Genomic DNA, 18,214 nt, shown 5'->3' with positions numbered 1-18,214 from the left:
AATCCAGCAATAAAAAAGGCAGCGGGAATACTTCCCCGCTGCCAAGGGCGACTACAAAACCGGCGTTACAGATGGGCGCCTATCTGCGGCAGTAATTCATCGAAGGTGCGGCCTTTGCCGTTCTCGCCGATTGCATGCATTTTCCATTCGCCGTTGTGGCGATACAGCTTGGCCATGATCTGCGCCGAGTGCGGTCCCTGCACGGACAGGTTGAAGCGCGCCACTTCCTGGTTCTGGCTCGCGTCGAGCAGCCGGCAGTAGGCGTTCTCCACCTGCGCGAAAGTCTGGCCGGTGAAGCTGTTCACCGTGAACACCAGACTCTTGACAGAGGCCGGCACGGCATTCAGATCGACATTGATCTGCTCATCGTCACCATCGCCGGCACCGGTGCGGTTATCGCCCGTATGCAGCACGCTGCCGTCACGGCTGCGCAACTGGCGGAACCAGATCACATCGACCGGACGGCCGCCCTCATCGAACATGACGCAGGAAGCATCGAGATCGACGGCTTCCGTCTTGGCGCCGAAGCCGAAGAAACCCTTGCTCTTGATGGCGTCCCAGCCCAGCCCCATGGTGACGCGACCCAGCGCGCCGCCACTCTCTTTGACCAGCGAAATTTTCTGGCCCTTGCTCAAATTAACCGTCATTGCTGACTCCTTGAAATCGTTTATTGCTGCGCGCCGCGCTGCGCCCACAGCTGGAAGGCTGCGCGATTGCGCGAACAGATCAGTATCTTGCCCTGCCCCGAAAAGCGCAGCACCATGCCTTCGCCACTGGTCTGGCTATTCACCAGATTGCCGAGGAAGCCGCCGCTGCTGCCGGTGGTGACGGAGATCTCGTAGCGCAGCGTGCTATCCCATGCCACCACGTGGGCGTTATCGATGATCATGTCATTGCCGGGCGTGACCTCCAGCTGCGAGATCGCGCCGAAGCCCGACACCGCCACCTGTCCCACCCCGGCCGTTTCGGTGATAAAGAAGCCGCCGCTCTGGGCGAACAGTGCATTGCCCAGACTCTGGATGCGCACCTTCAGCTCCACCTTGTCGCTGGCGGCGACGAACGCGCCGTCGCTGAGCAGATACTGGCGCGCTCCCACATCGAGCACCTGCATGGCACCGGGCAGGCATGGCGCCAGCAGACAGTCGCCGCCGCTACGCACTGCTTCGATGTGCTGCTGGAAAAAGGACTCGCCGTTGGCGAAGCGGCGCATCAGTGCCGCACCGAGGCCGCCCGTCATCCTGCCTTTCAGATCGAGGCCCGCTTCCATCATCACCATCGCGTCGGATTCGCAATAGATTTTTTCACCATGGGCGAGCGACACATGCAGGAAAGGATCGATGTCACCGGTAATCGAAAATACAGGCATGATAGAGTCCCCTTCCGTTTAAACGCGCACGCCGAACGATGCAGCGAGCGGACCCAGACCGCCCTTGTAACCCTGACCTACGGCCTTGAATTTCCAGTCGCCGCCGTGACGGTAGACTTCACCGAAAATCATGGCCGATTCGGTCGAACCGTCTTCCGACAGATCGAAGCGGGCGATCTCGCCGCTGTTGGCCGCATTCACGCAGCGGATGAAAGCGCGCTGCACCATGCCGAAGTTCTGCCGGCGCTCGTCGCCTTCATGGATGGTGGCGCAGATGGCGATACGCTCCACATCGGCCGGCACGCGGCTCAGATCGATGGTCACCGTTTCGTCGTCGCCATCACCGGCGCCGGTGCGGTTGTCGCCCGAGTGCGCCACCGACTGATCGGCCGATTTCAGGTTGTTGTAGAAGACGAAGTCGTTATCGGCGCGCACCTTGCCATCGACTTTGAGCAGGAAGGCCGAACCGTCGAGGTCGAAATCCTTGCCATCGGTGCTGCGCACGTCCCAGCCCAGACCGATCACCACTTTGTTGAGGCCGGGAGCCTCCTTGCTCAGATTAACGTTGCCACCTTTTTGCAGACTGATTGCCATAATGTGTTACTCCTAAAAGAAACCGCGGACTTTGGGGATAGCCCCGCTACTACAGGCGGCGTGCCGTGTCCGTTTTTAACGGCGCGCCGGATTCTTGACGTGTTCTGACTCAGGCGGTGATCGCGGCCGCCTGCTGCTGGCGACGATGGCGTACCGAGGACCACAGCGAAGCAGCGATGAAGGCCACACCTATCAGCCCCGTGAACAGTTCCGGGATGTGATACTTCATACTGGCCAGCATGATCGCGGCGAGGATACCGATGGCGTAGTGGGCGCCGTGTTCGAGGAAGACGAATTCGTCCAGCGTGCCCTTCTTCACCAGATACACCGTCAGCGAACGCACAAACATGGCGCCTATGGCCAGGCCCAGCATGATGATCACCACGTCGGTGGTAATCGCAAAGGCGCCGATCACACCGTCGAAGCTGAACGACGCGTCGAGCACTTCCAGATACAGGAAGCCGCCAATGCCGCCCTTCTTGACCAGATCACCGACATTGCTGCCCTCTTCTTCCTTTTCCAGCAGGTTGCTGATCGCATCTACACCGACGTAGATCAGAATGCCCCACAGACCGGAAATCAGCACCACCAGCTTCTGCGCTTCAGACACCAGACTCATGGACCCAAGCAGTACGCCCATGGCGATCATCACAGCGATCGACGACACCTTGCCCAGTGCGCCCAGCTTCTGCTCGACGTGGCCCAGCCAGTGCACTTCCTTCTCGTGGTCGAACAGGAAGTTAAGGAATACCAGCAGCAGGAACATGCCGCCAAAAGCCGCCACCTCGGCGTGGTGATTGGTCAGGTGCATGGAATAAGTCTGCGGATCATTGAGCGCCAGATGCCACACATCCATGATGCCGATATCGGCCGCCACCGCCACGATCACCAGCGGGAACAGCAGACGCATACCGAACACGGCGATAATGATGCCCACGCCGAGGAACAGCTTCTGCCAGTAGGCATCCCAGGTTTTCAGCACGGAGGCATTGACCACCGCGTTATCGAACGACAGCGACACTTCCATCGCCGCCAGAATCGCGGCTATCCCGACTGCCGACAGGGCGCCGCCCCAGCCGCTTAATGCATATCCCCACCAGCCCGCTGCTGCCAGACAGAGCGCAGTAACGAGAAAAGACACTTTGAAGTGCTTCATGCTTTACTCACTTGTTGTTTTGACGATGGGATGCAGTGTAGAGAAAAACTCTATTTAAAAAAATAGAAGATAATTGAAGAATTACTTCGAAAAAACAGAAGATATGAAAACTTCCGGACTGAATTTCCGCCACCTGTATTTCTTCTACATGGTGGCCAAAGAAGGCGGTGTAACGCGGGCAGCAGAGAAGCTGGGGCTGGCCGTGCAGACCATCAGCATGCAGCTGGCACTGTTGGAACAGAGCATAGGCAAGCAGCTGCTGGAGCCGCAGGGACGGCGGCTGGTGCCGACCGAAGCGGGCCGGCTAGCCCTGAATTACTGCGAGCAGATCTTCCTGCTGGGCGACCAGCTGCAGGATGCACTGGAGGAATCCGAAGCCGGCAAGATGCGCCTCACCGTGGGCATTTCCGACTCGCTGCCCAAGCTGGTGGCCTACCGTCTGCTGCAGGCCACCCAGCAGCTGGAACAGCAGGTGCGGCTGGTGTGCATGGAAGATGAATTCGAATCGCTGCTGGCCGATCTGGCGCTGGGCAAACTCGACGTGGTGCTGACCGACCGCACCGTACGGGCCGGCGGCAGCCTGAAAGTCTTCAGCCACCTGCTCGGTGAAAGCGCCATGCAGCTCTTCGGCACGCGCAAGCTGGCGCAGCGCTACCGGCGCAATTTCCCGGCCAGCCTGCACGGTGCGCCGCTGCTGCTCCCCACCCGCAACAATGCGCTGCGCGGACGCATCGACGCATGGTTTATCGAACACGGCGTGCGGCCCGAAGTGGTGGGCGAATTCGAAGATAACGCCATGCTCAACACGTTCGGCCGCAATGGCATGGGGCTGTTTTTTGCGCCGTCGGCTCTGGCGGCCGATATCGAAACACAGTTCGGGGCCGTACTGGTAGGGCATGCGCCGGAGCTGCGCGAGCAGTTCTATGCGATTTCCAATGCGCGCAGAATTACCCATCCGGCTATCGCCGCCATCCTAGGCACGGTGCAGGACGGCCCGTTCGCGGTGGCCGACTAGCGCGCCAGGCACTCTACAGCAGCGTTGCCAGATTGTGCCGGCTGGCTTCCAGCAGACAGCGCGCCGTCTGTAACTGGCGCTGATAGGGCAGGATGGCGCTGCCGTCGCGGGGCGCCGGATGCAGCAGCGCATCGATCTGCTGCAGCGAACGGAAACAATCGAGCAAGGCTTCGAAATCCGTCACCACCTTGCGTGCCAGCCCCGCCGCACGCACGCGCTGGCGGGCCGTATCGATCAGCCCCAGTTCGGCATCGAGCGTCAGCGGCGCATGCAGCGCAATGCCGCAGATCGATGCCAGCAGCATGGCAAACTCGTTGCGCGCCCGGGCGTAGCCGTAAATGATCTGCCCTATGCTCTCGTAGTGGACGGCTTCCATGTCTGCCCGAAGATGCCATTGTTGTAACAGCCCTACTATACCGCAAGCATTTATGCCAATTTGCACACATTGTTGCAAGCTGCACTTTTAGCGTGAAACACCGCAGTCAGCTAAGATACGGGTTCCTCTACTATGGACGGTCTCCGTCTTTTTATGCAAAACCTACTGCTTGTCGTGCTGGCCCTGATTCTGGTTGCTCTCAACGGATTCTTTGTGGCCGCCGAATTCGGCATTGTCACCCTGCGCAAAACCCGTGTGCGCGCCATCGCCAAAACTCAGGGCCTGCGTGGCCGCATCCTCGCCACCGTCCACGGCGAGCTCGATGCCTATCTGTCTGCCTGCCAGCTCGGCATCACCCTCGCCTCGCTGGGTCTGGGCTGGGTGGGCGAGCCGGCCTTTGCCGGCCTGCTGGAACCTCTGCTGGCGGCCATCGGCATCCATGCTCCCGAACTGGTGCACGGCATCGCCTTCGTGTTCGCTTTCTGCGTGATCTCCTTCCTGCACATCGTGGTGGGCGAACTGGCGCCGAAATCGCTGGCCATTCGCCTGCCCGAAGTGGTCAGCCTGTGGAGCGCCCTGCCCCTGTACGCCTTCTACTGGGCCATGTATCCGTTTATCTGGGTGCTTAATGCCAGCGCCGCCATGGTGCTGGGTCTGGCGGGCCTGTCCGGCAAAGGTGGCCACGACAGCCACTACTCGATCGATGAACTGAAGCTGATCCTGCGCACCAGCCAGCCCGGTGAAAACTTCAATCGGGAAGAACGCAAGATACTGGCGCACACGCTGGATCTGAGCGACATGTCGGTGTCCGACCTGATGCGGCCGATTAATGAAGTGATAGGCCTGTATGCCAGCCGCCCGCTGCAGGAAAATCTCGACACCATGCTGCGCAACCGCTTCAGCCGCTATCCCTACTACGACAAGGACGACGAAACCGTACTCGGTGTGATCCACCTGAAGGATCTGTTCTTCGCCCAGCAGTCGGGCAAGGCGGTGACCGATCTGGCGCCCTTCCTGCGGCCGGTCGAAACTATCGCCGCGCGCACGCCGGCGCTGGAACAGTTCCGCCGCTTCCGCGACGGTGCGCCCCACTTCGCCCTGATCGGTGAAAAAGGCAAGCGCCCGCTGGGCTTCATCACGCTCGATAATCTGCTCGGTGCCATGGTGGGCGAGATCCACGACGAATTCCGCCTCAACGAAAACGACTGGCTCAAGCAAGCTGACGGCACGCTGATCGGCAAGGCCAGCCTGCCCATCGTGTCGCTGGAACGGGCACTCGGCATCGACATCGAAAACGAGGAACTGGGTATCGAGGAAGTAGAATCAGTGGGCGGTCTGCTGATGCTGAAACTGGGCGACATCCCCAAACAGGGCCAGCGCATCAGCTTCAAGGAATTCGACATCGTAGCGCGCAAGATGAACGGCCCGCGCATCCTGCTCGTGAAAGTCATTCCGCGCGACGACAGCGACGACCACGCCGAGCACGACTAGCACACTGCGCCGCGCTCAGGCGGCGGGTGCGCTCCAGTTGCGCAGCAGGCCCAGCGCCACCGCCAGCAGTGCCGGGCCGATAAACAGGCCAACAAAGCCGAAGGCCAGCACGCCGCCCGTCACACCGAGCAGCACAAGGATGAAGGGCAGGCTGCTGCCACGGCTGATCAGCATGGGCTTGACCACGTTGTCGACGCTGCTGATCACAAAGAAGCCCCATACCAGCATGAAGATGCCCCAGCCGGTCTGACCCGCATCGAACAGATAGATCGCCGCGCCGCCCCACACTAGCGGCGGCCCCACCGGCACCAGCGACAGCAAAAAGGTGGCAGCCGACAGCAGCGCCACGGCCGGCACGCCGGCGATCAGAAAACCGATGGCGGCCACGCCAGCCTGCGCCAGCGCAGTGCCCAGCAGGCCGTACACGACACCGCGCACGGTGCGGCTGACGGTCTCCGTCACCATCTGACCCTGCGGACCGATCAGGCGATGCATGGCCGTCAGCAGGGTTTCATGCAGGGCCGCGCCATCGCGGTACAGGAAAAAGCTGACAAACACTGCCAGCGACACCTGCGCCACGCCGCTGCCCAGCACCACACTGGTGCCCAGCAGCAGACGGCGCGCCGGTTCCAGCAGGTTCTTGGCCAGATTCAGCAATTCTTCGCGGCTGCCCAGCAGCTTGCGCAGATAGTTATCGGCCGCTTCGCCCAGCAGGGGTATTGCTTTCAGCCACGCGGGCGGCGCCAGCGTGCCGCTATCGAGACTGGCTTTGACATGGTCGTAGAACACGCTGATGTTATCCGCTACATTCCACGTCACCGCCGCTAGCGGCACAATGATCAGCAGGGTCAGCACCACGCTCATGATGGCGGCCGCGAGGGAACGGCGCTGGCGGCAGCGCGCCAGCACATACAGATACACCGGCCAGCTGGCGATGGTAATCGCCGCAGCAAACAGTATCGCCGCCAGAAACGGCCGCAGCACCGCCAAACAGCCCACCAGCAGCAGTACGACTGCCGCCAGACGGGTATAGGGCTGTAAGCGGTCCTGCATCGATCAGGGCTGGGCCAGCAGCAGCTTCACGTCATGCAGCACCGACGCCGGGCCCTGGCCATTGCGCACCAGCAGGCGGATTTTGCCCTGACGGTCGAATACATAGCTGGCCGCCGTGTGGTCCATCGAATAGCTGCCCGGATTCTTGCCCGGCACCTTGGCGTAGAACACCTTGAATTCCTTGGCCACGGCAGCGGTCTGCTCGGCTGTGCCGTACAGACCGATGAAACGCTTATCGAACGTCGGCACATATTGCGCCAGCAACGGCTGAGTGTCGCGCTCGGGATCGACGGTGACGAACAGCACCTGCACCTGATCGGACTGCGGCCCCAGTTCCTGCATCAGCTGGGCCATTTCCGTCAGCGTGGTGGGGCACACGTCAGGGCACTGGGTATAGCCGAAGAACATCAGCACCACTTTGCCTTTGAAGTCGGCCAGCGTGCGCGGCTTGCCGGTATGGTCGGTCAGGGCAAAGTCCTTGGCATACGGCAGGCCCGTCAGATCAGTATTCTGGAACGCCACGCGCGGCGCCGACGATTTGTTCTCGCCGCAGCCGGTCAGCGAAGTCAGGGCGAGGATCAGGGCAAGGCCGGTAGCGCCCGCAACAAACAGTTTTTTCATATTTTGAAGTAGTGGTCCACCAGCAGAGCGGCGAACAGCAGCGACAGATAGATGATCGACCATGTGAACGCCTTGCGCGCAATCAGGTCGGTGTAGTGACGGTAGATTTTCCATGCATGGTGCAGGAACACGGCATTCAGCACGATAGCGCTGACCAGATAGATCAGGCCGGACATGCGCACCGCATACGGCATCAGCGTGGTGGCGGCCAGTGCAATCGAATACAGCCAGACGTGGAAGCGGGTGAACTGCATGCCGTGCGTCACCGGCAGCATGGGCAGACCGGAACGGGCGTAGTCGTCGCGCCGGTACATGGCCAGTGCCCAGAAGTGCGGCGGAGTCCAGACGAAAATGATCAGCACCAGCAGCCAGGCCTGCATAGGCACATCGTTGGCCACCGCCGCCCAGCCCAGTGCGGGCGGCATGGCGCCGGACAGGCCGCCGATGACGATATTCTGCGGCGTGGCCGGCTTGAGGATCATGGTGTAGATAATCGCGTAGCCGACAAAAGTCACAAAGGTCAGCCACATGGTGAGCGGATTGACCAGCGTGTAGAGTATCCACATGCCTGCACCGCCGATCACGGCAGCAAAGATCACCGTCTGCATCACGCTGATTTCACCCAGTGCCATCGGGCGGCGCGCCGTGCGCGCCATGCGCGCATCGATTTCGCGTTCGGCCAGACAGTTGACGGCAAACGCAGCGCCGGACAGCAGCCAGATACCGGCCGTCGCGGCAATCAGCAGACGCCAGTCCGGCATGCCGTCCGTGGCCAGAAACATGCCGATCACGGCGCAGAACACGGCGAGCTGGGTCACGCGCGGCTTGGTCAGCGCCCAGTACTGGGCAGCACGGCCGGGAAGTTTGGTAGAGACAGTCTGTGTGGTCATGAGGGGGTGTTATCTTTGCGGCCATGTTGCGCATGCGCGGCCGCCGTGGCATTAGTAGCAAGGGCCAGCGCAAACTGGCATTTTGCCTGATAGTTTAACATGGTCAGCCACAGCACCAGCAGCGCCGCACCGGCATTGTGCAGCACTGCGATCACCAGCGGGAAGTTCAGATAGATCGTGGCGATACCGCTGACCAGTTGCAGCAGCAGGGTCAGCGCCAGCCAGCGCGCCGTGCGCTGCAGCGCCGTATGCTGCCACGCGCGCCATGCCGTGTAGCCGGCCACGCAGGCCAGCAGCAGGCCGAAATTGCGGTGCACCCAGTGGATCGCCGTCAGGGCGGAAAACGGCAGATAATGGCCGGCCGCCGTCTTGCCCAGTGCGCGCCACAGGGTAAAGCCATGTTCGAAGTCCATAGTCGGCACCAGTTCGCCGCCGCACAGGGGAAACTCGGTACAGGCCAGCGTAGCGTAATTGGTGCTGGTCCAGCCGCCCAGCGCCAGCTGCACCAGCAGCAGCGCGCCGGACAGACCGGCCAGCCAGCGGATGCGGCGCATGGCCGGCGGCGAGGCCGTCAGCGTGCGCGCGGGCGAAATCAGCTGGTCCTGCCGGCAGCCGTACCACACCAGCAGGGCCAGCAAGCCCATGCCGAGCAGCAGATGGGTGCTGACGATGACGGGCTGCAGCTTGAGCGTCACAGTCCATGCGCCGAATGCGCCCTGCAGACAGACGAAGAAGAACAGCAGCGTGGGAATCAGCGGCGCATAGTTGGCGCGCCGCTGCAACGGATCGCTGCGGCGCCACTGGTACCACGCCTGCGCCATCATGGCCACGATCAGCACTCCGATGGCCATGGCCAGATAGCGGTGGATCATTTCTATCCATGCCTTGAAGACGGTGACAGGGCCGGTCGGCAGCAGCGCTTCGGCGGCGACGATGTTCTCATGGGCGAGGAAGGGATTGGCAGCGCCATAGCAGCCCGGCCAGTCGGGGCAGCCCAGACCGGAATCGGTCAGGCGGGTGAAGGCACCGAACACGATCAGGTCGAAGGTGAGGAAGGCCGTCACCCACACCAGCTTGCGGTACTTGCTGACGTCGGACGAAGTCCACACCAGCGACAGCGGCAGCAGCGCCACCAGCAGGGCCGTTACGGCCATTTGCGCCAGAGTCAGATGCATGATTAACCTATGGCCGAAGCCTTGAGCAGTTTGGCAATATCCTTGTGCACCCGTTTGACCTGTACCGTGTCGCTGGACACGGCGCCTTTCGGGAAGCGCATCATCAGATTACCGAGCGGGTCGATCAGATACACATGGTCGGCCACCTGATCGCCCTGCTCCGCCGTCGGCAGCCAGCGCGCGACCACGTCAGCCGGCGCGCGCAGCATACGGGTGCCATCGTTCACCCGCAGCAGCATGGTGTCCAGCGGCAGGTTGTCGGTAATCAGCCAGACCCGCTCGATACGCTCCATTTCCTTGCCCTGCATGGTGCGCAGCTGGCGCATGGCGAACAGCTGGTCCTGACAGGCTTGCTGGCAGTCGGACGGGCCCACCTTGAGCATGATCCACTTGCCCTTGTACTGCTCCAGCGTCTGCGGCTGGCCGTCCAGCGTGGTGCTGGCCATGGCCGGAATCGGATACTGGCGCGGATCGATCAGCGTACCGGAATTGGTGGCGCCGCCCTCAGGCTTGACCACATAGTAGGTAAAGTAAGACGCCAGCAGCGGTGCCGCGCACACGGCCAGCACAGCGAGCAGCTTCAAACGGTTAATCTGTTTTTTTTCCACGTCTAAATCCATTCACGACAAAAAAGACAACGGCCATGGCAGACAGCGCATACCACTGGACTGCATAGCCCTGATTTTTTTCCACTCCCAGCGCCGGGGCCGGCCAGTCGCGCACCAGCGAGGTGTCGTCGCCGCCCGGCTGTGCCGCTGCGCTCTGCTCCACCACGAAAGGCTGCATGGTCAGGCCGCTATCCTTGGCCAGCTGCAGCGGATCGACATTCGAGACGATGGCGCCGGGCGTCAGTGCAGGCGCGCTACCGAGCTCCATCACATGGCCGGCATTGAGCCGCGCTATGCCATCCAGCGTCACGCTGCCGGCTGGCGTGGCCACTTGCGGCAAGCGTTCGCGCTGCACTGCGTCGCGCGGCACCCAGCCGCGCATCACCAGCACATGCATGCCGGTGCCGGCCAGTTTGAACGGCATCAGCACATACAAGCCGGCGCGGCCCTGATACGGCCGGTTATCCAGATACAGTGGCCAGTTGCGCACAAATTCGCCCTGTAACTGCACACGGCGGAATTCTACGGCTTCTGCTGCCAGCGCAGTGCCATCGAGCCGCAACGGCACGGCGCTCTGGCCCTGCGCGAGCTGGGTCTGCATCACCAGCTTCTGCGCCGCGCGGCGCTGCTGCCAGTTACCCAGCTGTATGCCCAGTGCCACGACCAGCACTGTCGCAATGAAGGGAATTAGCTTAAACCGGAAGCGAATACGCATTACAATGAATTCTCCCTTTGCTCTCGTCCTGCCCAAATGAAAATCGTTGTCGCCATCGCCTTCATCCTGATTATCAGCAGCCTTGCCTCAGCGTTTTTCTTCCTCATGCGCGACAAGGGCAAGACGAATAATACCGTGCGCGCGCTCGCTGTGCGCGTCGGACTGTCTATCGCCCTGTTTGCCGCCCTGCTGCTGGCCAACAAACTGGGCTACATCCACCCTACCGGTATCCGCATGTAGTGACATGTAGCGCTGAATCAGGCCGCCGCACTAAAAAAACAGCCGCATCCGGGCTTACCCCCGCATGCGGCTTTTTTTATCGGCGACCGCAGCGCAAGCACTGCGGTCAGCACAGCTTACAGCCAGTACACCACAACGTACAGGCCGAGCCAGACCACGTCCACAAAGTGCCAGTACCAGGCCGCGCCTTCGAAGGCGAAGTGGTTTTCCGGCGTGAAGTGCCCCTTCAGTACGCGCAGCAGCACGACCGACAGCATGATCGCGCCCATGGTCACGTGGAAGCCGTGGAAGCCGGTCAGCATGAAGAAGGTGGAACCGTAGATGCCCGAGGTCAGTTTCAGGTTCAGTTCGGTGTATGCATGGTGATATTCGTAAGCCTGGAAGCCCATGAACACGGCGCCCAGCAGCACGGTGGCAAACAGCCAGAAGGCGGTTTTGCTACGATGGCCAGCGCGCAGCGCGTGGTGGGACAGGGTCAGCGTCAGGCCCGAGGTCAGCAGCAGCGCCGTGTTGATGGTCGGGATAGGATACGGACCCATGGTCTTGAAGTCCTGCACCGTACCGGCCGGCCCCGTGTTACCCCAGTGCGGCACGTAGTCTGGCCAGATGGCTTTGTGATCGAGATCGCCCAGCCATGGCATGGTGATGGAACGGGCATAGAACAGCGCACCGAAGAAAGCGCCGAAGAACATCACTTCGGAAAAGATAAACCAGCCCATCGACCAGCGGTAGGAATGGTCGATGCGCTGGCTGTACTGGCCGCCTTCCGATTCGCGGATGGCATCGCCGAACCAGCAGAACAGCACGGCCAGCGTGGCCGCCAGACCGATGTAGTTCACCGTCGGGCCCCACGACACATCATTCACCCAGGCCGATGCGCCTATCATGGTGGTCAGCAGGGACATACCGGCCATCAGCGGCCACTTGGATGGACCTGGCACAAAATAGTACGGTGCCGCAGTGTTATGTGAACTCATCTTCATCTCCTCACTTTATTCGAGAGTGCTAGGTTTTATTTTAAGACTACATATTTGACGATGCTAATCAGGGTGCCGATAAAGCAGGCGACTGCAATCAGCGCCGCAATGATGATGTGCAGCGGATTGAGTTTCGCTTCGTCGCTGTCAAAATCGCTTTTGCGGCGCAGGCCGAAGAACGACCAGATGACTGCCTTGAGCGAATACAGGAACGAGGCCTGCTTGTTCGATTCCATTCCACCCCTTTACCCTTAGCGTGCTGCGGTTTTTTCCAGTCCACCCACTTCAAAGAAAGTGTAGGACAGCGTAATCGTTTTTACTTCGCGCGGCAGAGCCGGATCGATGAAAAACACCACCGGCATCTGGCGCGCTTCGTTGGCCTGCAAGGTCTGCTGCTTGAAGCAGAAGCACTCGACCTTTTTAAAATGCGGCATGGCGTTCTGCGGCGCATAGCTGGGTATTGCCTGTGCGCTGACCGGACGGTTCTGCGTGTTGACCACTTCATACATGGCCGTTACCAGTTCGCCCGGATGCACCGTCATGCTGTGCGTCACAGGCCGGAAACGCCATGGTCCCTGCGCATTGCCGTCGAACTCCACCACCACCTGCCGGCTCGTGTCGATCTGGGTATTCACCGGCGCGCTCACCGTGCCGTCCTTCTGGGTCAGCACATTGATGCCCAGTGCTTCGCAGATCTGGCGGTAGAACGGGTTGAGCGCGTAGGCAAAGCCGAACATCAGAATCGCGACGACGATCAGCTTGCCCAGTAAAGTGCGGTTCAGACCACGGCTGGCTGGCGCGTCGCTCACGTTAGCTCAGCCAGATGCGTTTGACGAATACCATCACGAAGAAGAACAGCGCCAGACCGGCCAGCAGCCAGCCGGTACGGGCATTGTTCGACTTTTTGCTTTGCTGGCTCACGATTACTTCACCTGTGGCGGGGTTTCGAAGGTATGGAACGGTGCTGGCGAAGGCACGGTCCACTCCAGACCTTCAGCGCCTTCCCATGGCTTGGCTTCGGCTTTTTTGCCGCCACGGATGGTGGGCAGCACGACGAAGAACAGGAAGAAGGCTTGCGACAGGCCGAAACCGAAAGCACCGATGGTAGCGATCGAGTTGAAGTCGGTGAACTGGGCCGAGTAGTCGGCATAGCGGCGTGGCATACCGGCCAGACCCAGGAAGTGCATAGGGAAGAAGGTGATATTGAAAGTGATCAGCGAGGCCCAGAAGTGGAACTTGCCCATGCCTTCGTTGTACATATGGCCGGTCCATTTCGGCGACCAGTAGTAGAAGCCGGCGAACAGGGCGAACAGCGAACCGGCTACCAGCACGTAGTGGAAGTGCGCCACCACGTAGTAGGTGTCCTGCAGCTGGATGTCGATCGGGGTTACCGCCAGAATCAGGCCGGTGAAGCCGCCGATGGTGAACACGAAGATGAAGCCGACGGTGAACAGCATCGGGGTTTCGAAGGTCATCGAACCCTTCCACATGGTGGCTACCCAGTTAAACACTTTCACGCCGGTAGGTACGGCAATCAGCATGGTGGCATACATGAAGAACAGCTGCGAAGTCACCGGCATGCCGGTGGTGAACATGTGGTGAGCCCAGACGATGAAGGACAGAATCGCGATCGATGCGGTGGCGTACACCATCGAAGCGTAGCCGAACAGCTGCTTGCGGGCGAATGCCGGCAGGATCTGCGAGACGATGCCGAAGGCCGGCAGAATCATGATGTACACCTCGGGGTGACCGAAGAACCAGAAGATGTGCTGGTACATCACCGGATCACCGCCGCCGGCGGCGTTGAAGAAGGAGGTGCCGAAGTGACGGTCGGTCAGGGTCATGGTGATGGCGCCGGCCAGCACAGGCATTACAGCGATCAGCAGGTAGGCAGTGATCAGCCAGGTCCAGCAGAACATCGGCATCTTCATCAGGGTCATGCCCGGTGCGCGCATGTTGAGGATGGTGACGATGATGTTAATCGAACCCATGATGGACGAAGCGCCCATCAGGTGCATGGCGAAAATACCCATGTCCATGCCGATACCCATCTGGCTCGACAGCGGAGCGTACAGGGTCCAGCCGGCTGCGGTCGCACCGCCCGGCACGAAGAAGGAACCGGCCAGCAGCAGCGCTGCCGGCGGCAGCAGCCAGAACGAGAAGTTGTTCATGCGGGCAAAAGCCATATCGGATGCGCCTATCTGCAGCGGGATCATCCAGTTAGCAAAGCCCACGAAAGCCGGCATGATGGCGCCGAACACCATCACCAGACCGTGCATGGTGGTCAGCTGGTTGAAGAACTCGGGCTGGAAGAACTGCAGGCCCGGCTTGAACAGCTCGGTGCGGATCATCAGGGCCAGTACGCCGCCCGACATCAGCATAATCAGCGAGAACCACAGGTACAGGGTACCGATGTCCTTGTGGTTGGTAGCAAACAGCCAGCGCGACAGGCCATGTGGATGGTCGTGCGCGTGGTCGCCATGGTGATCGTGCGCGTGATCTAAAGTGCTAGTGCTCATTTGTAACGCTCCTGATTACTTACGTGCAGCCACAACTTCGGCTGGTTGGACGATGTTTTCGGCGGCCTTGTTCGACCAGCTATTGCGGGTGTAGGTGATCACCGCAGCAATATCCGTATCCGACAGTTGTTTCCACGATGGCATCTCCGTGCCATATTTACCGCTCTTCTTACCGTGCAACAGCACGTTAATCTGTTCCGCTTTCGGGCCGGTCACCACCGGCGAGCCGTCCAGTGCTGCGAAGGTAGCAGGAATGCCTTTGCCGTTAGCCTGATGGCAGGCCACGCAGTTGGCGGCATACACTTTCTCGCCCTTGGTTTTCAGTTCGTCGATCGTCCAGGTCTTGCTCGGATCATCGGCCAGTGCAGCCATTTCTTTCTTCTTGGCGGCCACCCAGGCGCTGTAATCGGCATCGCTGACCACGCGCACCACGATAGGCATGAAAGCGTGTTCCTTGCCACACAGTTCCGAGCAGTAACCGCGGAAGGTGCCCGTATGTTCCGATTTGAACCAGGTGTCGCGCACGAAGCCGGGAATCGCATCCTGTTTCACGCCGAAGGCAGGGATGGACCACGAGTGGATCACGTCGTTGGCGGTGGTGACCAGACGGATTTTCTTGTTCACAGGTACCACCACTTCCTGATCGACTTCCATCAGGTAGTTGTCGCTGCGTTTTTCGGTCGGTTCGAAGCCGGGCGCGCCCACTTGCGCGCGCGGGGTGGACAGGTTGGACAGGAAGGAAATGCCTTCGCCCTCGCCTTTCAGGTAGTCATAACCCCATTTCCACTGCATGCCGGTGACCTTGATGGTGATGTCGGCATTCGAGGTGTCTTTCATGCCCACCACGGTACGCGTGGCCGGCAGCGCCATCCCGATCACGATCAGGAAAGGCACCACGGTCCAGGCGATCTCGACAGCGGTGGATTCGTGGAAGGTGGCCGGTTTGTGACCGAGCGACTTACGGTGTTTGAAGATAGAGTAGAACATCACGCCGAACACGCCGACGAAGATGACCAGACAGACCATCATCATCCACGTGTGCAGACTGTAGATTTCCGATGCAATCTGGGTTGCCGGCGGTTGCAAATTCAGTTCGCCGGCGACAGGTCCGCCGGTACCGCCCGTAGCCGACGTATAAGTGCCTGCCGCTTCAGCCGCCCACGCCGGGACGCTGGCTGCCAGTGCGGCTGCCATTACTGACAGTCCGAGCATCAACGATGGAAGTCGTTTCGCATGTTTCATGTTGTCCCCAACCACCCAAGAAATTAAAAATTAGTATATTTTTTAACGACTCCGGATTTCGGTGAACTGAACCGGCGTCGCTCCTTAAACAACCTCAGGCCCCATGCCAGTATCATCGGGGAAACTATCCGACAACCGCCCGGCGGGGCCTTAGGGCCTAGCTAGCGTCCTCGATACTGCCTAAGGACAATAAAAAAGCCCGATTCTGCTTAATTCCACTGCTCGTTCGTGCTCGCTACGATCCGCCTCCGGTTCAGGCCGCTTTTTTATGGCGGCCAGCTTGGTCCAGAGGCAAAATTTGTTGGCCGATTATATATAAGTAGACTACCACGCTCAAGAAATAATCTAAATCAAGATTTCGACTTGCTAGGCTTACCACACTCCCGATAGAAAATCCCTATTTCGGCCCTTTTCGTGGTAAATCAAAGCGAATGATGGCCTCGCCACTTGACGTCATGCGCGCCTGGGGACGGAAGGCGTGTCCATAAATGACCTCAAAAGTGAGCGCTAACTTGCCATCTGCACGGCGTCCGCGCTCCAGCGCAGCGAGCATACGCTGCCAGCGCCGGCGGCCCATCAGGCCACGCGGCACGGTGGCCAGCGGGTTGCCGCCCAGTGCACGCACGTCGGCCAGCAGGGCCTGCGCCGTGTCGTAGGTGACGGTAATGGTTTCCATATCGAGTACGGGGGTGGCAAAACCGGCTTCCACCAGCTGGTCGCCGAAATCGTGCATATCGACGAAAGGCAGGGTGTGTTCGGCCAGATCGGCGTCGGCAAAGGCGGCACGCAGCTCGCGCAGGCTGTCCGGTCCGAGGCAGGAGAACATCAGCAGGCCGTTCACGCGCAGCACGCGGCGCCATTCGGCAAACACCCGATCCGGCTGCGGGTGCCAGTGCAGCGCCAGATTCGACCACACCAGATCGGTGCTCAGATGCGCCAGCGGCAGATCGGCAAAGTCGGCGCACAGCAGGTCCACGCCGGCCTTGGCTGGCAGCAGTTTGCTGATCAGCTGGTTCAGCGAAGAGCCGCGCCCGGCCGGTTTCTGTGCGGCCTGCAGCATGGGCAGGGCCGCATCCACGCCCAGTATCTGGGCTGCAGGATAGGTTTTCTGCAGCAGCGGCAGGTCGGCCCCCGTGCCGCAACCGGCATCGATCAGGCGTTGCGGGGCGATTTTGACCAGTCCCAGCCGGTCGAACATGCGCGCGGCAATTTCGCGCCGCAGGAAATCGGCGGGTGCCACCCGCTGCGGGCGGCTGAACAGGCTGCGCACGCGCTGCAGATCAATGGGAGCACTAAGTTTAGGAGCTTGAGCGGGGGCTTGCATGGTGGTGATGGGCGATGTAATGCGATAATGTCGGCAGTGTACATGGTTGCAGCGGGAGGCTGCTATGTTTGCTGCTGATGCGCTGCCGCGCAGTCTGGCCGGCACCCTGCGCCGCTATGCCGTGCGCCTGCTCGATACCGTGCTGCCGCCTGCCTGCGCCCTGTGCGGCGACGCTCAGGCGGGCGCCCTGCTCTGCCCGGCCTGCTGCGCGCAGTTTTTCAGCGCCGCAGCCAGCGGGCCGCGCTGTCGCTGCTGCGCCAATCCGCTGCCGTCGCCTCTGCCGCCTGGGCTAGCCATGCTGTGCGGCCAGTGCCAGCAACGGCGTCCCGCCTATGACCAGACGGTGGTGGCCTGTACTTATGCGCTGCCGCTGGACCGGCTGGTGCTGCAGCTGAAATTCGGCCAGCGGCTGGCTTATGCCGGGCTGATGGCGCAGCAGTTGCGCGACGCCATCTTGCGCCAGCCCCACTACCGCCTGCCCGACCTGCTCTGCCCCGTACCGCTGGGGCCGCGCCGGCTGGCGGAACGGGGCTACAATCAGGCACTGGAAATTGCCCGCCCGCTGGCCCGCCAGCTGGGCATACCGCTGGCGCCGCGCCTGTTGCTGCGGGTGCGCGAAACGGCGCCGCAAAGTCTGGTATCGGCCACAGCGCGCCAGCACAATCTGGCCGGGGCCTTTGCCGTCAGCGATGTTGCGCTGGTGCGGGGCCGGCATATCGGCATGGTCGATGACGTGATGACCAGCGGCAGCACGCTACAGGAAATTGCTGCCACGCTGAGACGCTACGGCGCCAGCCGCATCAGTAATCTGGTGTTCGCCCGTACACCGCCCCATTGAATTGCATTAAGGAG

Annotated in this window: 22 protein-coding genes; 4 read left to right on the top strand and 18 right to left on the bottom strand. The window is 60.9% G+C overall.

The genetic code is table 11. The features are described from left to right. Positions 1 to 65: 65 nt before the first annotated feature. From GTP27_RS06375 to GTP27_RS06360, 4 genes are all read right to left on the bottom strand, one after another. Positions 66 to 647: a TerD family protein gene (locus tag GTP27_RS06375; RefSeq protein ID WP_161038346.1), complete on the bottom strand. Its 582-nt coding sequence runs from the start codon at positions 645 to 647 to the stop codon at positions 66 to 68. Positions 648 to 667: 20 nt separating this feature from the next. After that, positions 668 to 1,366, bottom strand: a complete 699-nt coding sequence (locus tag GTP27_RS06370; RefSeq protein ID WP_161038345.1) for a TIGR00266 family protein — start codon at positions 1,364 to 1,366, stop codon at positions 668 to 670. Between the two features lie 18 nt (positions 1,367 to 1,384). Then, positions 1,385 to 1,960, bottom strand: coding sequence for a TerD family protein (locus GTP27_RS06365; protein WP_161038344.1), 576 nt, complete (start codon positions 1,958 to 1,960; stop codon positions 1,385 to 1,387). A 109-nt stretch (positions 1,961 to 2,069) separates the two neighbouring features. After that, positions 2,070 to 3,116, bottom strand: a complete 1,047-nt coding sequence (locus GTP27_RS06360; RefSeq protein WP_161038343.1) for a DUF475 domain-containing protein — start codon at positions 3,114 to 3,116, stop codon at positions 2,070 to 2,072. A gap of 103 nt (positions 3,117 to 3,219) precedes the next feature. Here GTP27_RS06360 and nhaR point away from each other — a divergent pair, with 103 nt between their 5' ends. Then, positions 3,220 to 4,131 carry a transcriptional activator NhaR gene (gene nhaR / locus GTP27_RS06355; protein WP_161038342.1) on the top strand — a complete coding sequence of 304 codons (912 nt, stop codon included), beginning with the start codon at positions 3,220 to 3,222 and terminating at the stop codon, positions 4,129 to 4,131. Between the two features lie 13 nt (positions 4,132 to 4,144). Here nhaR and GTP27_RS06350 read toward each other — a convergent pair whose 3' ends face one another. Beyond that, positions 4,145 to 4,507 (bottom strand): hypothetical protein, encoded by a 363-nt coding sequence (locus GTP27_RS06350; protein WP_161038341.1) that lies wholly within the window; start codon positions 4,505 to 4,507, stop codon positions 4,145 to 4,147. Positions 4,508 to 4,660: 153 nt separating this feature from the next. Between GTP27_RS06350 and GTP27_RS06345 the strand changes: the two genes are divergently transcribed. Continuing rightward, complete coding sequence (locus tag GTP27_RS06345; protein ID WP_161038340.1) at positions 4,661 to 5,998, top strand: hemolysin family protein; 1,338 nt, start codon at positions 4,661 to 4,663, stop codon at positions 5,996 to 5,998. A gap of 15 nt (positions 5,999 to 6,013) precedes the next feature. Here the strand turns inward: GTP27_RS06345 and GTP27_RS06340 are convergent, their stop codons facing one another. The 6 genes from GTP27_RS06340 to GTP27_RS06315 are packed head-to-tail and all read right to left on the bottom strand — an operon-like array spanning position 6,014 to position 11,060. Then, positions 6,014 to 7,051, bottom strand: coding sequence for an AI-2E family transporter (locus GTP27_RS06340; RefSeq protein WP_161038339.1), 1,038 nt, complete (start codon positions 7,049 to 7,051; stop codon positions 6,014 to 6,016). Positions 7,052 to 7,054: 3 nt separating this feature from the next. Beyond that, positions 7,055 to 7,672 (bottom strand): SCO family protein, encoded by a 618-nt coding sequence (locus GTP27_RS06335; protein ID WP_161038338.1) that lies wholly within the window; start codon positions 7,670 to 7,672, stop codon positions 7,055 to 7,057. Beyond that, on the bottom strand, positions 7,669 to 8,562 hold the full coding sequence (gene cyoE / locus GTP27_RS06330; protein ID WP_161038337.1) for a heme o synthase: 894 nt from the start codon (positions 8,560 to 8,562) through the stop codon (positions 7,669 to 7,671). Before cyoE ends, GTP27_RS06335 begins: the two co-directional genes overlap by 4 nt. Continuing rightward, positions 8,559 to 9,737, bottom strand: a complete 1,179-nt coding sequence (locus GTP27_RS06325) for a COX15/CtaA family protein (RefSeq protein WP_229633466.1) — start codon at positions 9,735 to 9,737, stop codon at positions 8,559 to 8,561. The genes cyoE and GTP27_RS06325 overlap by 4 nt, the downstream gene beginning before the upstream one ends. 2 nt (positions 9,738 to 9,739) lie before the next feature. After that, positions 9,740 to 10,357: an SCO family protein gene (locus GTP27_RS06320; RefSeq protein WP_161038336.1), complete on the bottom strand. Its 618-nt coding sequence runs from the start codon at positions 10,355 to 10,357 to the stop codon at positions 9,740 to 9,742. After that, entirely contained in the window at positions 10,326 to 11,060 is a 735-nt protein-coding gene (locus tag GTP27_RS06315) for an SURF1 family protein (RefSeq protein WP_161038335.1), read from the bottom strand. Before GTP27_RS06315 ends, GTP27_RS06320 begins: the two co-directional genes overlap by 32 nt. Before the next feature lie 36 nt (positions 11,061 to 11,096). On the opposite strand from GTP27_RS06315, the gene GTP27_RS06310 reads away from it, so the two are divergent. Further along, the gene (locus tag GTP27_RS06310; RefSeq protein WP_161038334.1) at positions 11,097 to 11,300 is read left to right on the top strand and encodes a twin transmembrane helix small protein; all 204 of its coding nucleotides are present in this window, start codon (positions 11,097 to 11,099) and stop codon (positions 11,298 to 11,300) included. A 116-nt stretch (positions 11,301 to 11,416) separates the two neighbouring features. On the opposite strand, the gene GTP27_RS06305 is transcribed toward GTP27_RS06310, so the two are convergent. The 7 genes from GTP27_RS06305 to GTP27_RS06280 form a co-directional block, all read right to left on the bottom strand. Beyond that, the gene (locus tag GTP27_RS06305; RefSeq protein ID WP_161038333.1) at positions 11,417 to 12,277 is read right to left on the bottom strand and encodes a cytochrome c oxidase subunit 3; all 861 of its coding nucleotides are present in this window, start codon (positions 12,275 to 12,277) and stop codon (positions 11,417 to 11,419) included. Between the two features lie 35 nt (positions 12,278 to 12,312). Then, the gene (locus GTP27_RS06300) at positions 12,313 to 12,513 is read right to left on the bottom strand and encodes a DUF2970 domain-containing protein (protein ID WP_161038332.1); all 201 of its coding nucleotides are present in this window, start codon (positions 12,511 to 12,513) and stop codon (positions 12,313 to 12,315) included. Positions 12,514 to 12,528: 15 nt separating this feature from the next. After that, the gene (locus tag GTP27_RS06295) at positions 12,529 to 13,086 is read right to left on the bottom strand and encodes a cytochrome c oxidase assembly protein (RefSeq protein ID WP_161038331.1); all 558 of its coding nucleotides are present in this window, start codon (positions 13,084 to 13,086) and stop codon (positions 12,529 to 12,531) included. A gap of 1 nt (position 13,087) precedes the next feature. Further along, positions 13,088 to 13,198: a cytochrome oxidase small assembly protein gene (locus GTP27_RS24255; RefSeq protein WP_371865890.1), complete on the bottom strand. Its 111-nt coding sequence runs from the start codon at positions 13,196 to 13,198 to the stop codon at positions 13,088 to 13,090. A 2-nt stretch (positions 13,199 to 13,200) separates the two neighbouring features. Continuing rightward, a complete protein-coding gene (ctaD, locus tag GTP27_RS06290; protein ID WP_155434305.1) occupies positions 13,201 to 14,796 on the bottom strand; it encodes a cytochrome c oxidase subunit I in 1,596 nt (531 codons plus the stop codon). Positions 14,797 to 14,811: 15 nt separating this feature from the next. Further along, a complete protein-coding gene (gene coxB, locus GTP27_RS06285) occupies positions 14,812 to 16,038 on the bottom strand; it encodes a cytochrome c oxidase subunit II (RefSeq protein ID WP_161038330.1) in 1,227 nt (408 codons plus the stop codon). A gap of 397 nt (positions 16,039 to 16,435) precedes the next feature. Continuing rightward, a complete protein-coding gene (locus tag GTP27_RS06280) occupies positions 16,436 to 17,362 on the bottom strand; it encodes a methyltransferase domain-containing protein (RefSeq protein ID WP_161038329.1) in 927 nt (308 codons plus the stop codon). A gap of 64 nt (positions 17,363 to 17,426) precedes the next feature. On the opposite strand from GTP27_RS06280, the gene GTP27_RS06275 reads away from it, so the two are divergent. Then, positions 17,427 to 18,200, top strand: a complete 774-nt coding sequence (locus tag GTP27_RS06275; protein ID WP_161038328.1) for a ComF family protein — start codon at positions 17,427 to 17,429, stop codon at positions 18,198 to 18,200. Positions 18,201 to 18,214: the final 14 nt, after the last annotated feature.

The sequence above is a fragment of the Duganella qianjiadongensis genome, from assembly GCF_009857915.1.
GTDB lineage: Bacteria > Pseudomonadota > Gammaproteobacteria > Burkholderiales > Burkholderiaceae_D > Rugamonas > Rugamonas qianjiadongensis.
Note: the sequence above shows the minus strand (reverse complement) of the source record. Positions and strands in the feature narration are given on the sequence as shown.

Bases quoted from the DNA above. Each gene is read 5' to 3' on its own strand.
- GTP27_RS06305 (WP_161038333.1), bottom strand. From the start codon at position 12,277: ATGAGTTCACATAACACTGCGGCACCGTACTATTTTGTGCCAGGTCCA.
- coxB (WP_161038330.1), bottom strand. From the start codon at position 16,038: ATGAAACATGCGAAACGACTTCCATCGTTGATGCTCGGACTGTCAGTA.
- GTP27_RS06275 (WP_161038328.1), top strand. From the start codon at position 17,427: ATGTTTGCTGCTGATGCGCTGCCGCGCAGTCTGGCCGGCACCCTGCGC.
- GTP27_RS06345 (WP_161038340.1), top strand. From the start codon at position 4,661: ATGCAAAACCTACTGCTTGTCGTGCTGGCCCTGATTCTGGTTGCTCTC.
- GTP27_RS06310 (WP_161038334.1), top strand. From the start codon at position 11,097: ATGAAAATCGTTGTCGCCATCGCCTTCATCCTGATTATCAGCAGCCTT.
- GTP27_RS06340 (WP_161038339.1), bottom strand. From the start codon at position 7,051: ATGCAGGACCGCTTACAGCCCTATACCCGTCTGGCGGCAGTCGTACTG.
- GTP27_RS06315 (WP_161038335.1), bottom strand. From the start codon at position 11,060: ATGCGTATTCGCTTCCGGTTTAAGCTAATTCCCTTCATTGCGACAGTG.
- GTP27_RS06365 (WP_161038344.1), bottom strand. From the start codon at position 1,960: ATGGCAATCAGTCTGCAAAAAGGTGGCAACGTTAATCTGAGCAAGGAG.
- ctaD (WP_155434305.1), bottom strand. From the start codon at position 14,796: ATGAGCACTAGCACTTTAGATCACGCGCACGATCACCATGGCGACCAC.
- GTP27_RS06360 (WP_161038343.1), bottom strand. From the start codon at position 3,116: ATGAAGCACTTCAAAGTGTCTTTTCTCGTTACTGCGCTCTGTCTGGCA.
- nhaR (WP_161038342.1), top strand. From the start codon at position 3,220: ATGAAAACTTCCGGACTGAATTTCCGCCACCTGTATTTCTTCTACATG.
- GTP27_RS06320 (WP_161038336.1), bottom strand. From the start codon at position 10,357: ATGGATTTAGACGTGGAAAAAAAACAGATTAACCGTTTGAAGCTGCTC.
- GTP27_RS06335 (WP_161038338.1), bottom strand. From the start codon at position 7,672: ATGAAAAAACTGTTTGTTGCGGGCGCTACCGGCCTTGCCCTGATCCTC.
- GTP27_RS06325 (WP_229633466.1), bottom strand. From the start codon at position 9,737: ATGCATCTGACTCTGGCGCAAATGGCCGTAACGGCCCTGCTGGTGGCG.
- GTP27_RS06350 (WP_161038341.1), bottom strand. From the start codon at position 4,507: ATGGAAGCCGTCCACTACGAGAGCATAGGGCAGATCATTTACGGCTAC.
- GTP27_RS06300 (WP_161038332.1), bottom strand. From the start codon at position 12,513: ATGGAATCGAACAAGCAGGCCTCGTTCCTGTATTCGCTCAAGGCAGTC.
- GTP27_RS06280 (WP_161038329.1), bottom strand. From the start codon at position 17,362: ATGCAAGCCCCCGCTCAAGCTCCTAAACTTAGTGCTCCCATTGATCTG.
- GTP27_RS06370 (WP_161038345.1), bottom strand. From the start codon at position 1,366: ATGCCTGTATTTTCGATTACCGGTGACATCGATCCTTTCCTGCATGTG.
- cyoE (WP_161038337.1), bottom strand. From the start codon at position 8,562: ATGACCACACAGACTGTCTCTACCAAACTTCCCGGCCGTGCTGCCCAG.
- GTP27_RS06375 (WP_161038346.1), bottom strand. From the start codon at position 647: ATGACGGTTAATTTGAGCAAGGGCCAGAAAATTTCGCTGGTCAAAGAG.